Origin of the sequence: Streptomyces sp. NPDC006551 (assembly GCF_040611675.1) — a bacterium.
Taxonomy (GTDB): Bacteria; Actinomycetota; Actinomycetes; order Streptomycetales; family Streptomycetaceae; genus Streptomyces.
The window spans coordinates 182489-196344 of the sequence record NZ_JBEXOT010000007.1; the positions used below are offsets into that span (position 1 = coordinate 182489).

12 protein-coding genes are annotated in these 13856 nt (G+C 71.5%); 6 read left to right on the plus strand and 6 right to left on the minus strand.

Going from position 1 to position 13856, the window contains the following annotated elements; genetic code table 11:
- Window position 1: 1 nt before the first annotated feature.
- Together ABZY12_RS10965 and ABZY12_RS10970 are read left to right on the plus strand one after the other, a co-directional pair.
- A complete protein-coding gene (locus ABZY12_RS10965; protein ID WP_356888979.1) occupies window positions 2-208 on the plus strand; it encodes a hypothetical protein in 207 nt (68 codons plus the stop codon).
- A gap of 79 nt (window positions 209-287) precedes the next feature.
- Window positions 288-1706: a hypothetical protein gene (locus ABZY12_RS10970; protein ID WP_356888980.1), complete on the plus strand. Its 1419-nt coding sequence runs from the start codon at window positions 288-290 to the stop codon at window positions 1704-1706.
- A 76-nt stretch (window positions 1707-1782) separates the two neighbouring features.
- Here the strand turns inward: ABZY12_RS10970 and ABZY12_RS10975 are convergent, their stop codons facing one another.
- Window positions 1783-2139: an iron-sulfur cluster assembly accessory protein gene (locus ABZY12_RS10975; protein ID WP_018848827.1), complete on the minus strand. Its 357-nt coding sequence runs from the start codon at window positions 2137-2139 to the stop codon at window positions 1783-1785.
- A gap of 264 nt (window positions 2140-2403) precedes the next feature.
- Between ABZY12_RS10975 and nadA the strand changes: the two genes are divergently transcribed.
- On the plus strand, window positions 2404-3585 hold the full coding sequence (gene nadA, locus ABZY12_RS10980) for a quinolinate synthase NadA (protein ID WP_356888981.1): 1182 nt from the start codon (window positions 2404-2406) through the stop codon (window positions 3583-3585).
- A gap of 83 nt (window positions 3586-3668) precedes the next feature.
- Here nadA and ABZY12_RS10985 read toward each other — a convergent pair whose 3' ends face one another.
- The 5 genes from ABZY12_RS10985 to ABZY12_RS11005 all read right to left on the minus strand — a co-directional run bounded on the left by ABZY12_RS10985 (window position 3669) and on the right by ABZY12_RS11005 (window position 10087).
- Window positions 3669-6818, minus strand: coding sequence for an efflux RND transporter permease subunit (locus ABZY12_RS10985; protein WP_356888982.1), 3150 nt, complete (start codon window positions 6816-6818; stop codon window positions 3669-3671).
- A 148-nt stretch (window positions 6819-6966) separates the two neighbouring features.
- Window positions 6967-7659 (minus strand): response regulator transcription factor, encoded by a 693-nt coding sequence (locus ABZY12_RS10990; protein ID WP_356888983.1) that lies wholly within the window; start codon window positions 7657-7659, stop codon window positions 6967-6969.
- Window positions 7656-8885 carry a sensor histidine kinase gene (locus tag ABZY12_RS10995; protein WP_356888984.1) on the minus strand — a complete coding sequence of 410 codons (1230 nt, stop codon included), beginning with the start codon at window positions 8883-8885 and terminating at the stop codon, window positions 7656-7658. The genes ABZY12_RS10990 and ABZY12_RS10995 overlap by 4 nt, the downstream gene beginning before the upstream one ends.
- Before the next feature lie 86 nt (window positions 8886-8971).
- Window positions 8972-9250, minus strand: coding sequence for a hypothetical protein (locus tag ABZY12_RS11000; protein WP_356888985.1), 279 nt, complete (start codon window positions 9248-9250; stop codon window positions 8972-8974).
- A 39-nt stretch (window positions 9251-9289) separates the two neighbouring features.
- Window positions 9290-10087, minus strand: coding sequence for a PspA/IM30 family protein (locus tag ABZY12_RS11005; protein ID WP_356888986.1), 798 nt, complete (start codon window positions 10085-10087; stop codon window positions 9290-9292).
- A 270-nt stretch (window positions 10088-10357) separates the two neighbouring features.
- On the opposite strand from ABZY12_RS11005, the gene ABZY12_RS11010 reads away from it, so the two are divergent.
- From ABZY12_RS11010 to ABZY12_RS11020, 3 genes are all read left to right on the plus strand, one after another.
- The gene (locus ABZY12_RS11010) at window positions 10358-10954 is read left to right on the plus strand and encodes a DUF3043 domain-containing protein (protein ID WP_356888987.1); all 597 of its coding nucleotides are present in this window, start codon (window positions 10358-10360) and stop codon (window positions 10952-10954) included.
- A gap of 101 nt (window positions 10955-11055) precedes the next feature.
- The gene (locus ABZY12_RS11015; RefSeq protein WP_356889017.1) at window positions 11056-11766 is read left to right on the plus strand and encodes a methyltransferase domain-containing protein; all 711 of its coding nucleotides are present in this window, start codon (window positions 11056-11058) and stop codon (window positions 11764-11766) included.
- A gap of 239 nt (window positions 11767-12005) precedes the next feature.
- Window positions 12006-13775 (plus strand): ABC transporter ATP-binding protein, encoded by a 1770-nt coding sequence (locus ABZY12_RS11020; RefSeq protein WP_356888988.1) that lies wholly within the window; start codon window positions 12006-12008, stop codon window positions 13773-13775.
- Window positions 13776-13856 lie beyond the last annotated feature (81 nt).

Here is a 13856-nt window from a genome sequence, read left to right on the forward strand (position 1 = left end):
TATGTCCACGCACCCCGCTCCCCGGGAGCTTCAGGAGTCCGATCTCAGCCTGGCCCAGCTGCGCGGCGACAGCGCGCGGATGGCGCCGCACTGGGTGGTACCGGCGGCTGCGGCGGCCGCCCCGGTCTCCCCCGCGCTGATCCACGGTGTCGTCGTCCCGCCCGACTCGGCGCGGCTGATCGACGCCACCTCCGAGTACGGCGCCTGACCGGGACGGAACCACTCGGTCGCCCGTTCCGTCCCATCCGTGTCTTCCAGAGATTTCGGCGGGACGAAGGAGCGATGCGGTGAGCGGTACGGAGAACCCGCGGCGGAAACGTACGCCGTTGCTGGTCGCCTCGGTGACGGCGGGAGTGCTGCTGGTCGGCGGCGGGGGCGCGTACTTCGCCACCACCGCCTCCGACGGAGGTGACGGTACGAGAAGCGGTGCCGCCACTCCCCCGCGGCTGCACCTCGACGGCAAGAGCGACAGCGGCAGTGGCGGCGTGGGCGACGGCCCGGGCATCGCGCCCGGTGAGCCGGACCCGAACGACGGCGGCGCCGTCTACACGGCCAAGGGCCCCCTCCCCCAGGGGCCCTCCTCGGCCGCAGTCCACCGGCCTGAGGGCCGGGTCACCTCGGCGGAGGTGGCCCGGCTGGCGAAGGCGCTCGGCATCCCGGGCGCTCCGAGGCTCGAGGGCGCGGTCTGGAAGATCGCGCCGGAGAAGGACGGCTCCGGGCTGCGGCTCGACGTGTCGGCCGAGGCTCCGGGCAGCTGGACGTTCTCGCGGCAGGACGGCGGCCCGGCCGGGGACGCCTGCCTCAAGGGCAGGGCGTGTCCGCCTCCGGGTGAGCCGAAGCCGCCGCGCGGCGGTGCGCCGGTGAGCGAGGCGGCGGCGAAGGCCGCGGCCGCTCCGGTGCTCAAGGCGATCGGGCAGGGCGACGCGAAGCTGGACGCGACCCAGGTGATGAACGGCTCGGTGCGCGTGGTCAACGCGGATCCGGTCGTGGGCGGGCTGCCGACGTACGGCTGGTCGACCGGGATCCAGGTCGGTCCGGACGGCGCTCCGGTGGCCGGCAGCGGACAGCTGAAGGAGCCGGTGAAGAGCCACACCTATCCGGTGATCGGCGCGGAGAAGGCGCTGGAGGAGCTGAACAAGGCGTCGGCCGGCGGGCCGATCGGCATCGGCGGCTGCGCGACCGCCCCTCCGGCGGGCGCGGACGTCCCGACGGTGACGTGCGAGCCCGACGCCCGGCCGCGGGAGCTGGCCGTGACCGGCGCGGCTCTCGGTCTCGCCTCGGAGTTCGTGGACGGCAAGCGGGCGCTCGTACCGTCGTGGCTGTTCCGGGTGGAGGCCGAGGCGGGCGCGGAGCCGCACACGGTCGTGCGGACGGCGGTGGCCCCGGAGCACCTGGCGCCGCCGGCGAAGCCGTCGCCGGCCCCTTCGGACGAGGGCACGCCACGGCAGATCGGTTCGTACCGGACGGACGCGGACGGCCGGAAGCTGTCGGTGACCTTCTGGGGCGGGGTCTGCAGCACGTACACGGCCACCGCGCAGGAGAGCCCCGGCAAGGTCACCGTGCGGGTGAGCGAGAAGCCGGCCGATCCGGACCGGGCGTGCATCGCCATCGCGGTGGAGGTGACGCGGACGGTGACGCTGGACCAGCCGCTGGGCAGCAGGACGGTCGTGGACGCGGCGAGCGGGGAGCCCGTGCCCAGGAAGTAGCCGCGCTCCCCCGAGCATGAACGAAGGCGGCCGCCCGGGATCCGGGCGGCCGCCTTCGTACGTCGCGCGCTCAGGCCTAGCTGAACGAGTCGCCGCAGGCGCAGGAGCCCGTGGCGTTCGGGTTGTCGATCGTGAAGCCCTGCTTCTCGATCGTGTCGACGAAGTCGATGGAGGCGCCGCCGAGGTAGGGGGCGCTCATGCGGTCGGTCACGACCTTGACGCCGTCGAAGTCCTTGACGACATCGCCGTCGAGCGAACGCTCGTCGAAGAAGAGCTGGTAACGCAGGCCGGAGCAGCCGCCGGGCTGAACGGCGACGCGCAGCGCCAGGTCGTCGCGGCCTTCCTGGTCGAGCAGGGCCTTGACCTTGGCCGCGGCGGCGTCAGACAGGAGGATGCCGTCGCTGACAGTGGTCTTCTCGTCCGATACGGACATCTGCTTCTCTCCCGGTGTGTACGGAGACTGCTTGCCGACGGTTGCAACCGGCGGGGCCCCGGAATCATTCCGGGCGAGGCTCGGCTTTCGCGTCTTTTCCTCTTCATGCTCGCACACCGGATCGGGGACGGTCACGCGCCGCTGTACAGGCCGCCGTGCGGACTTTCGTCACATCGACACTATGGACATCGTCAAAGTGACGTGAAGCGGTTATCATAGATAGCGTCATTTCGACGAAAAGGCTCGCTCCGCAGATAAGAAAGGGTGCGTGACGTGACCACCGCCCAGCCCCTGGACGTTCAGCCGACGCCGCTCGCCCTCCTGCTGCTCGGCCGCGAGGCCGACCCCAAGAGCGAGCGCGGCGTGGAGTGCCCCGGCGACCTGCCGTCGCCCTCCGACCCCGACCTGGTGGAGCGCGCCCGCGCCGCGAAGGAGAAGCTCGGGGACAAGGTCTTCGTCCTCGGCCACCACTACCAGCGCGACGAGGTCATCCAGTTCGCGGACGTCACCGGCGACTCCTTCAAGCTCGCCCGCGACGCGGCGGCGCGCCCGGAGGCCGAGTACATCGTCTTCTGCGGTGTCCACTTCATGGCCGAGTCCGCCGACATCCTCACCACCGACGACCAGAAGGTCGTCCTGCCGGACCTCGCGGCGGGCTGCTCGATGGCCGACATGGCCACCGCCGAGCAGGTCGCGGAGTGCTGGGACGTACTGACCGAGGCCGGGATCGCCGAGCAGGTCGTGCCCGTCTCGTACATGAACTCCTCGGCCGACATCAAGGCCTTCACCGGCAAGCACGGCGGCACCATCTGCACCTCCTCCAACGCCAAGCGGGCCCTGGACTGGGCGTTCGAGCAGGGCGAGAAGGTGCTGTTCCTGCCCGACCAGCACCTGGGCCGCAACACCGCCGTCCGTGAGATGGGGATGTCGCTGGAGGACTGCGTCCTCTACAACCCGCACAAGCCGAACGGCGGCCTGACCGTCGAGGAGCTGCGCGCGGCGAAGATGATCCTGTGGCGGGGGCACTGCTCGGTGCACGGCCGGTTCTCGCTGGACTCGGTCAACGATGTGCGCGAGCGGATCCCCGGCGTGAACGTCCTCGTGCACCCGGAGTGCAAGCACGAGGTCGTGGCGGCCGCGGACTACGTGGGCTCCACGGAGTACATCATCAAGACGCTGGAGGCGGCCCCGGCCGGCTCGAAGTGGGCCATCGGCACGGAGCTGAACCTGGTCCGGCGCGTGGCCAACGCGCACCCGGACAAGGAGATCGTCTTCCTCGACAAGACGGTCTGCTTCTGCTCGACGATGAACCGGATCGACCTGCCGCACCTGGTGTGGGCGCTGGAGTCGCTGGCCGAGGGCAACCTGGTCAACCGGATCGAGGTCGACAAGGAGACCGAGAGCTTCGCGAAGCTGGCCCTGGAGCGGATGCTCGCGCTCCCGTAGGACGGCACCGCCTTCCGGACACCGCCGAAGGGCGCCCCGCGTGATCGCGGGGCGCCCTTCGGCCTCGGGCCGCGCGAGGCGGCTCAGCTGTCCAGCGCGTTCAGCAGGGTCGCGTCCACGGGGGTCACGTCCGGCTGCCCGGGGTGGTCCGACGAGCCGTCCCGCTTCTTCGTCCTCTTCGCCGCCTTCTTCTTCGCGCGGCGCTCCTTGCGAAGCTCGACCATCGCGTAGAGCGTCGGGACCAGCAGCAGCGTGAGCAGCGTCGACGTGATCAGACCGCCGATCACGACCACCGCGAGCGGCTGGGCGATGAAGCCGCCCTCGCCCGTGATGCCGAGCGCCATCGGGAGCAGGGCGAAGATCGTCGCCAGAGCCGTCATGAGGATCGGGCGCAGTCGGTGGCGGCCGCCCTCGACGACCGCTTCGACGACGCCCAGGCCCTGGGCCCGGTACTGGTTGATCAGGTCGATCAGCACGATCGCGTTGGTCACCACGATGCCGATCAGCATCAGCATGCCGATCATCGCCGGGACGCCCATCGCGGTACCCGTCACCAGCAGCAGACCGATCGCGCCGGTCGCCGCGAACGGGATCGAGACCAGCAGGATCAGCGGCTGGATCAGCGACTTGAAGGTCGCCACCAGGAGCATGAAGACGATCGCGATCGCCGCCAGCATCGCCAGCGCCAGGTTGCCGAACGCCTCGGACTGGTCCTCGGAGACACCGCCGATGGAGGCGGTCGCGCCCTCGGGGAGATCCAGCTCGTTGATCTTCGTCTGGAGGGCGGCGCTCACCGCGCCGGTGTTGTCACCGATCGGCTTGGCCGTGATCGTCGCCGCACGCGAGCCGTCGATCCGGGTCATCGAGACCGGGCCCGGGACCAGCTTCACGTCGGCGATGTCGCCGAGCCTGACCGGCCCGAGCGGCAGCGCCTTCAGCTCGGCCATCGTCGTGGCCCGCTTCGCGGAGGTGAGGACGACGTCCCGCTCGGTGTCGTCGAGGATCGCCTTGCCGGCCGGGGTGCCGCGCACCGCCTGCGCGACGGCCATACCGAGCGTCGTGTCGTCGAAGCCCGCCTCCGCCGCCTCGGCGTTGGCCCTGACGGAGATCCTGGGCACCGACTGGGACAGGTCGCTCTGGACGTCGGTGACGTCGTCGAGCTCCGCCACGCCGGCCCTGACCGCCTCGGACGCCTTCTTCAGCGTGTCCGCGTCGGACGCCTTGACCACCACGCTCAGGTCCTGGCTGCCGAAGCCGTCGCCCGCCGCGATCGTCGTCTCGCCGATGCCGTCGAGCGCGCCCAGCGCCTCGTCGATGGCGTCGCGGGTCTTCTCGTACGACGCCGAGTCCTCCAGCGTCACCTGGTACGAGGCCTGGTTGGCGCCCGTGCCGCCGCCGAAGGCGGCCATGAAGCCCGAGGAGCCGACCGTGACCTGGTAGTCCTTCACGCCACCGGCGGTGGCCAGGACCTTCTCGACCTTCTGCGCGGCCTCGTCGGCCGCCGCGAGGCTGGTGCCCGGTGCCAGCTCCTGCTTGATGGAGAGGACCTCCTGCTCGCCCTGGTCGAAGAAGTTGGTCTTCAGGAGCGGGGCCATGCCGAAGGTGCCGATGAGGACGACGACCGCGATGGCCACACTGGTGAGGCGGCGCCGGGTCGCGAACCGCAGGACCGGGACGTACAGACGCTGGAGCCGGCTCCTGTTCTCCTTCTCCTCGGCCAGCCGCCGCGCCTCGTCCGGGTCCGCCGACGTGCCCTTGGGGGCACGCAGGAACCAGTACGAGAGGACCGGGACGACGGTCAGGGAGACCAGCAGGGAGGCGAGCAGGGCGGCGGTCACCGTCAGGCTGAACGAACCGAACAGCTCACCCACCATGCCGCCGACCAGGCCGATCGGCAGGAAGACCGCGACCGTGGTGAGAGTCGAGGAGGTGACGGCGCCCGACACCTCCCGTACCGCCGTGAGGATCGCCGCCTGGCGCTCCTCGCCGTAGCCCAGGTGCCGCTTGATGTTCTCCAGCACCACGATCGAGTCGTCGACGACCCGGCCGATGGCGATGGTCAGCGCACCCAGCGTCAGCATGTTGAGCGACAGGTCGCGGGTCCACAGCACGATGAGCGCCAGGACCACCGAGAGCGGGATGGAGACCGCGGTGACCAGGGTGGAGCGCAGGGAGGCGAGGAAGACCAGGATCACCAGGACGGCCATGACGAGACCGAGCGCGCCCTCCGTGGTCAGACCGGAGATCGACTTGGAGACTGCCGGGCCCTGGTCGGAGACCACGGTCAGCTCGGCGCCCGCGCCGAGGTCCCGGCGGAGCTCGGGCAGCTTCTCCTTGACCGCGTCGGAGATGGCGACGGCGCTGCCGTCGTTGTCCATGGTGGCCATGACGGCGAGGCTGGGCTTGCCGTTCGTACGGGTGAGGGAGACGCGGGAGGACTCCTCCTGCTTCACCGTGGCCACGTCGCCGAGACGGACGGCCTTGCCCTTCTCGGGCTTGATCCGCAGGTCCTGGATCTGCCGGAGCGAGGTGAAGCCGCCGCCGACCTGGACCGTGCGGCTCTTGCCGGCCTCGGAGAACGAGCCGGCCGGGACCGTGCCGCCACCGGCCCGGACGGCCTCGGCGAGCTTCATGGTGTTCAGGCCGGCCGCGGCGAGCTTCCGGTCGTCGGGGGTGACGGAGACCTGGAGGTCCTGGACGCCGTCGACGGAGACCTGGCCCACCCCGTCGATGTCCTCCAGGGCGGGGACGACGGTCCGCTCCAGCTGGTCCGCGAGGGCCTGCTGGTCCCTGTCCGAGGTGACGGCGAGGACGACGGTCGGGATGTCGTCGGTCGAACCGGCGACGACCTGCGGGTCGACGTCGTCGGGCAGGGCGATCCTGGCCCGGTTCACGGCCTGCTGGACGTCGGCGACGAGCTGCTTGGTGCCCTCGTCGCCGTAGTCGAAGGTGGCCATGATGACGGCGTTGCCCTCGGAGGCGGTGGAGGTGATGCCCGTGATGCCGTCGACGGCCTCGATGGTGTTCTCGAGCGGTTCGACGACCTGCTTCTCGACCACATCGGGGGAGGCGCCCTGGTACTGGGCCAGCACCGAGACCATCGGGAGCTCGATCGAGGGCAGCAACTGCTGCTTCAGCTGCGGGATCGCGATCGCTCCGAAGAGGATCGCGACGATGGACATCAGCCCTATCAGGGCCCGTTGTGCGAGGCTGAATCTGGACAGCCAGGACATGGGGTCTCTCTTCTGTGGCGTACTCGGCAGGCGGGCGGTGACAGGTGCCCACCTCCACGATCAGCCATGGGAAGCCCCGGATCCTCGGCCCTCGGGCCCACTTCCTTATCCCGCGCATACCGCGCCTGGAGTACGCCGGAGTACTCCCTCACTCCACCTTCGGACGGACCAGACCCGACTCGTAGGCCGTGACCACCAGCTGAGCCCGGTCGCGGGCGCCGAGCTTGGCCATGGTCCGGTTGACGTGCGTCTTGACCGTGAGGGGGCTGACTTCGAGACGTTCGGCGATCTCGTCGTTGGAGTGGCCGCCCGCGACGAGGACGAGGACCTCGCGTTCACGGGTGGTGAGGGCGGCCAGGCGCTCGGAGTGCCGCAGCGCGTTCTCCCCCTCCTCTCCGTCCGAACCCCCGCCCTGAGCGAGGAACTTGGCGATCAGACCCTTGGTCGCCACGGGCGACAGCAGCGCCTCGCCGGCGGCTGCGATCCGGATGGCGTTGAGCAGTTCCTCCGGTTCCGCCCCCTTGCCGAGGAAGCCGGAGGCGCCGGCGCGGAGCGACCGCACGACGTACTCGTCCACCTCGAAGGTGGTCAGCATGACGATCCGTACGGCGGACAGCTCGGGGTCGGCGGTGATCATGCGGGTGGCGGCGAGCCCGTCCGTACCGGGCATGCGGATGTCCATCAGGACGACGTCCGCCTTCGCGGACCGGGCCAGGGCGACGGCCTCCGCGCCGTCCGCGGCCTCGGCGACGACCTCCATGTCCGGCTCGGAGTCCACCAGCACCTTGAACGCGCTGCGGAGCAGGGCCTGGTCGTCGGCGAGCAGCACCCGGATCGTCATGTGTCCTCCCCCGTACGGGCCGTGGTGGGCAGTATCGCCTGGACGCGGAAACCGCCGCCGTAGCGGGGTGCGGCCGTCAGGGTGCCGCCGAGGGCGGTGACCCGTTCGCGCATGCCGAGCAGGCCGTGGCCCCCCGTGTCGGCGTCGGCGGGGGCGGCCTTGGGCGTCCCGTTGTCGAGGACGGTGATCTCGATCGTCCGGCCGACCCGCACGACGCTCACCTCCGCCTTGGCGTCCGGGCCGGCGTGCTTGCGCACGTTGGTCAGCGCCTCCTGGATGATCCGGTACGCGGCGAGGTCGACGGCCGCGGGCAGGGCGGCGCTGTCGTCGGTGCGGGCCAGTTCGACGGGGAGACCGGCGTTACGGAAGGTGGCGAGCAGCTCGTCGAGGACACCGAGGCCGGGCGCCGGCTCGGTGGGGGCCTCCGGGTCGCCGGACTGGCGGAGCAGACCGACGGTGGCGCGCAGCTCGTTGAGGGCCGAGCGGCTGGCCTCGCGGACATGCGCGAGGGCCTCCTTGGCCTGGTCGGGGCGCTTGTCCATGACGTGCGCGGCGACCCCGGCCTGAACGTTGACCAGCGCGATGTGATGGGCCACCACGTCGTGGAGGTCACGGGCGATCCGCAGCCGCTCCTCGGCGACCCGGCGCCGTGCCTCCTCCTCGCGGGTCCGTTCCGCGCGTTCGGCGCGCTCCCGGATGGCGTCGACGAAGGCCCGCCGGCTGCGGACGGCGTCACCGGCGGCCGCGGCCATGCCGGTCCAGGCGAAGACGCCCAGATTCTCCTGGGCGTACCAGGGGGTCGGGCCGAAGAGCATCCCGGCGGCGGTCAGCACCGTCATGGTGGCGAGACCGACGCGCCAGGTGGTGGGGCGGTCGGTGCGGGAGGCGACGGTGTAGAGCGCGATGACGGCGCCCATGGCGACGGGCGCCGGGCTGTCGTCGGCGATCAGCTCGACGAGGGTGACCGCGGACGTGAAGCCGAGGACCGCGAGGGGCACACGTCGCCGCGGGACGAGGGCGGCGGCGCTCAGCACCATGAGCAGGACGCTGGAGGCGTCCGGGGTGCGGTCGCCGAACGTCGGGCCGTTGGGGCTGCCGTGGGGATCGGCGAAGGAGCCGGTGACCATGCAGACGAGCACGGCGAGAGCGAGGCCGGCGTCGAAGGCGAGGGGGTGCGTCCGCAGCCAGCGCCGGCCGCGCGAGAACCCGCTGTCGAGGGTGGTCACATCGGGCAACGGTACGGGGTGACGCACGGCGGTGCCCCGCGCCCCCGGAAGGGGCGCGGGGCACCGGGAGCGTCGGGTGCCGGGGCTCAGCCCGGGATGAGCCCGTCGTCGGAGAGCATCTCGCGGACCTCTTCGAGGGTCGCGTCGGGAGACGGGAGGATCAGCGCGGACGGCTCCAGCGCGTCGTCCGGGAGCGGGGCACCGAGCGTGCGGACCGCGTCGAGGAGAGCGGAGAGGGTACGGCGGAAGCCCACGCCGTCACCCGACTCCATCTCGTCCAGCAGCTCGTCGTCGAGTTTGTTCAGCTCGGCGAAGTGACTGTCCGCCAGCTTCCACTGGCCCTCCCCCATGATCCGTACGATCATGACGCGCCGTCCTCAGGGTCGGTTACCGCTCAAGGCTCGTTACTGCTTGTCGAAACGGGGGTGCGACTGCTGCTGGTCCTGCGGCGTCGCCGTCCCGGCGCCGCCCTCGATCGCCTGCTTCGAGGCCGCGGGGCCTCCCGCCAGCTCGGCCTTCATCCGCTGGAGCTCCAGCTCGACGTCCGTACCGCCGGACAGCCGGTCGAGCTCCGCCTGGATGTCGTCCTTCGCCAGGCCCGACTGGTCGTCGAGCGCGCCCGAGGCGAGCAGCTCGTCGATCGCGCCGGCCCGGGCCTGCAGCTGGGCCGTCTTGTCCTCGGCGCGCTGGATCGCCACGCCGACGTCGCTCATCTCCTCCGAGATGCCGGAGAACGACTCGGCGATCCGGGTCTGCGCCTGCGCCGCCGTGTAGGTCGCCTTGATCGTCTCCTTCTTCGTACGGAAGGCGTCGACCTTGGCCTGCAGCCGCTGCGCGGCCAGCGTGAGCTTCTCCTCCTCGCCCTGCAGCGTCTGGTGCTGCACCTCGAGGTCGCTCACCTGCTGCTGGAGCGCCGCCCGCCGGGACAGCGCCTCGCGCGCCAGGTCCTCGCGGCCGAGCGCCAGCGCCTTGCGGCCCTGGTCCTCCAGCTTGGCGGACTGGCCCTGGAGCTGGTTCAGCTGCAGTTCGAGCCGCTTGCGCGAGGTCGCCACGTCGGCCACGCCCCGCCGGACCTTCTGCAACAGCTCCAGCTGCTTCTGGTAGGAGTAATCGAGGGTCTCGCGCGGATCCTCGGCCCGGTCAAGGGCCTTGTTTGCCTTCGCGCGGAAGATCATCCCCATACGCTTCATGACACCGCTCATGGGCTTCGCGCGCCCCCTTCTGACGGACTCGGCTCAAGCACTCCAACAGGATCCACAGTACGGTCCCTGTATCCATTACCGCACTGTTCGGGGCCGGATGCGCTCCTCCCCAAGGACGACTACGTGCGGTTCCCCTCCGGCTCAGGGAGTAGAGGGATCTCGGGGTGACCGTGCGCGTCTTCCGTGCGTACCCCCACAGACGCGGGCCGTTAGCGGATCGTTCCCGGCGGGGCTGGGGTCCGTGCCCCCCACCACGTACCCTTGGTTTTTGTGTTCCGTAGCCGTTCCAAGGAAGAGAAGGCCCCCACCGACAAGGTGACGGCGGACCTCTCCAAGCAGCCCCGCGACCCCGAGGCCCCCAAGGGCCGCCCGACTCCGAAGCGGAGCGAGGCGCAGACCCAGCGCCGTCGTGCCGCGACGGTGCCGACCGACCGCAAGGAGGCCATGAAGCGCCAGCGAGAGGCGCGCCGCGCGGACCTCGCCCGTCAGCGCGAGGCGCTGGCCAGCGGCGACGAGCGTTACCTGCCGGCCCGTGACAAGGGTCCGGTCCGCCGCTTCGTGCGCGACTTCGTCGACTCGCGCTTCGCGATCGCGGAGTTCTTCCTCCCGATGGCCGTGGTGATCCTCGTGCTGTCGATGATCCGGGTCCCGGCGCTGCAGAACATCTCGCTGCTGCTCTGGCTCGGTGTGATCGTCATGATCGTCATCGACTCGATCGGCATCTGGCTGCGGCTGAAGAAGCAGCTGAACGAGCGCTTCCCGAACGAGTCCAAGCGCGGCGCGGTGGCCTACGGCCTCATGCGTACGCTCCAGATGCGCCGACTGCGGCTGCCGAAGCCGCAGGTCAAGCGCGGAGAGCGGCCCTGAGCGGGGACGGCTCCGGCCCTGCTACGGGCGGTCGGCTGCTGCCCGCCGTGTCCCCGTGGCCCGCCGGTCACGGGGGCCTGCGCGAGACCGTCCGCCAGGAGATGATCGCGCGCCAGCTCGACGAGCAGATAGCCGCCCGCTACCCCGTGGGGCAGCGGCTGCGCATACTCGACGCGGGCATGGGGCAGGGCACCCAGGCACTGCGGCTGGCCAGGGCCGGGCACACCGTGACCGGTCTGGAGGCGGACCCCGAGCTGCTCAAGGCCGCCCGTGAGGCGCTGGCCACCGAGCCGGCCGGGATCCGCGAGCGGGTCCGGCTGGTGGAGGGCGACGGCCGCGAGACCGGGGTGCACTTCCTGCCGGGCAGCTTCGACGTCGTGCTCTGCCACGGCGTGCTCATGTACGCGGACGAGCCGGACGCGCTTCTCGCGGGCCTGGCCCGGATGCTGGCGCCCGGCGGCCTGCTGTCCCTGGTCGTGCGGAACGCGGAGGCGCTGGCCATGCGGCCGGGGCTCGCCGGGGACTGGGCGGGCGCGGTGGCCGGCTTCGAGTCGGACGTGTACACCGACGACAACGGGCTCAAGGTGCGTGCCGACCGGCTCGACGCGCTGACGGCGACGCTCGCGGGGATCGCGGCGCCGCTGCACGCCTGGTACGGCGTACGGGTCTTCACCGACGGCGTGCCGGGTGACGAGGGGCTGCCGTCCGCCGAGCAACTGGACCGGCTGCTCACGGCGGAGGACCGCGCGGGCCGCACGGACCCGTACCGCCGAATAGCGGCGCTCCTGCATCTTTGCGGGGTCCGGGGCTAGCGGGAGCCTTCCCGGGGGCACCGATGGGCCGGAGGTCCTCCGGAATCTTGCCCGGAGGGCGCGAGGGCCGGGGCGCCGCGCGGGGCCTTGCTCGCCCAGAGCGCCGCGCGCGGCCTCTCCCGGAGGGCCGCACGGGGCCTCCGGCGGCCGGTTCGCCGACCGCGGGATCTCCGGCGGTTCGCTTCGGCCGGTTCGGCCGGCGCGTCAGGTGGCCGGGGTTCTGCCGCGTCCTCCTCTCCGTGAGTACCGACGCCTCCCCCGCTCCCGCTCCTCCCGTGCCCGCGCGTGACGTGTGGCGCGCGCTCTACGCGCACTTCCGGCCGCATCGCCGGACGGTCGCTCTCGGTGCACTCTTCGCGCTGGTCGGCGCCGCCGGCGGGCTCGCCCAGCCGCTCGCCGCGAAGGCTCTCGTGGAGCGGCTCGGCGAGGACCAGTCGATCGCCGGGATCCTGCTCCTCCTCACCGCCCTCGTCGTCCTCGGCACGGCGATCGAGTCGCTCGGCGCGTACATCCTGGAGCGGACGGCCGAGTCCGTCGTCCTCGCCGCCCGCCGCACCCTGATCGGCCGGCTACTGCGGCTGCGCCTGCCCGAGGTGGAGAAGACGCAGCCGGGCGATCTGATGTCCCGCGTCACCTCCGACACCACCCTGCTGCGCGCGGTCACGACCCAGTCGGTGGTCTCGGCGGCGACCGGCGGCCTCGCCTTCGTGGCGACGCTCGCGATGATGGCGTGGATGGACCCCGTCCTGCTCGGCGTCACCCTGGGCGTGATCGTGCTGATCGGCGGCGCGGTCGCGGTCGTGATGCCGAGGATCTCGCGGGCCACGAAGCGCTCCCAGGAGGCGGTGGGCGAGATCTCCACGGTCCTGGAGCGGGCGTTCGGCGCGTTCCGTACGATCAAGGCGTCCGGCGCCGAGGAGCGGGAGACCGCGGTCGTCGAGGCGGCGGCGAAGGAGGCCTGGCGGCACGGCGTCCGCTCGGCGAAGTGGCAGTCGGTGGCCGGGTCCTCGATCGGTCTCGCCGTTCAGGTGTCGTTCCTCGCGGTGCTCGGCATCGGCGGCGCCCGGGTCGCGTCCGGAGCGATCTCCGTCTCCTCGCTCATCGCCTTCCTGCTCTTCCTCTTCTATCTGATCGAGCCCGTCTCCAAGCTGGTCGAGGCGGCGACGCAGTACCAGGTGGGCTCCGCGGCGATCGGCCGCATCCTGGAGGCCGAGCGTCTCCAGACCGAGGAGTTGGGCGCCACGGCCACGGGCCGGGTGGAGAACGGCCCGGCCTCGGTCGTCTTCGAGGACGTCTCCTTCCGCTACCGCGACGATCTCCCCCTCGTCCACCAGGGCGTCTCCTTCACCGTCCGCGGCGCCGGGATGACCGCCTTCGTCGGCCCGTCCGGGGCGGGGAAGACGACCCTGTTCGGGCTGATCGAGCGCTTCTACGAACCCTCCGGCGGCCGGGTCCTGATCGACGGGAAGGACGTACGGGACTGGTCGCTGTCCGATCTCCGCGCGGCCATCGGGTACGTCGAGCAGGACGCCCCGGTCCTCTCCGGCACCCTGCGCGAGAACCTGGTGTTCGCCGCGCCGGAGGCGACGGAGGAGGAGATCCGGGACGTGCTCGTACGGGCCAGGCTGGACGGGCTCGTCGAGCGGCTGCCGGACGGCCTGGAGACGGTCGTCGGCCACCGCGGCTCCAAGTTGTCGGGCGGTGAGCGGCAACGGGTGGCCATCGCCCGGGCGTTGCTGCGCAAGCCCCGGTTGCTGCTGCTGGACGAGGCGACCTCGCAACTGGACGCGGTGAACGAGCTGGCGCTGCGCGACGTGGTCGCGGAGGCGGCCCGCGAGGTGACGGTCCTGGTGGTGGCGCACCGGCTGTCGACGGTGACGCTGGCGGACCGGATCGTGGTGATGGAGTCGGGACGGGTCCGGGCGGTGGGCACGCACGGCGAGCTGGTGGCGGGAGACGAGCTGTACGGGGAGCTGGCGGCGACGCAGTTCCTCTCATCGGCCCCCTGATCGGCGGCACAGGTCCTCTCGTCGGCCCCCTGATCGGCGGCGTTCACCGGGCCGGGCGTACGGGGTGAACGGGATACTCCG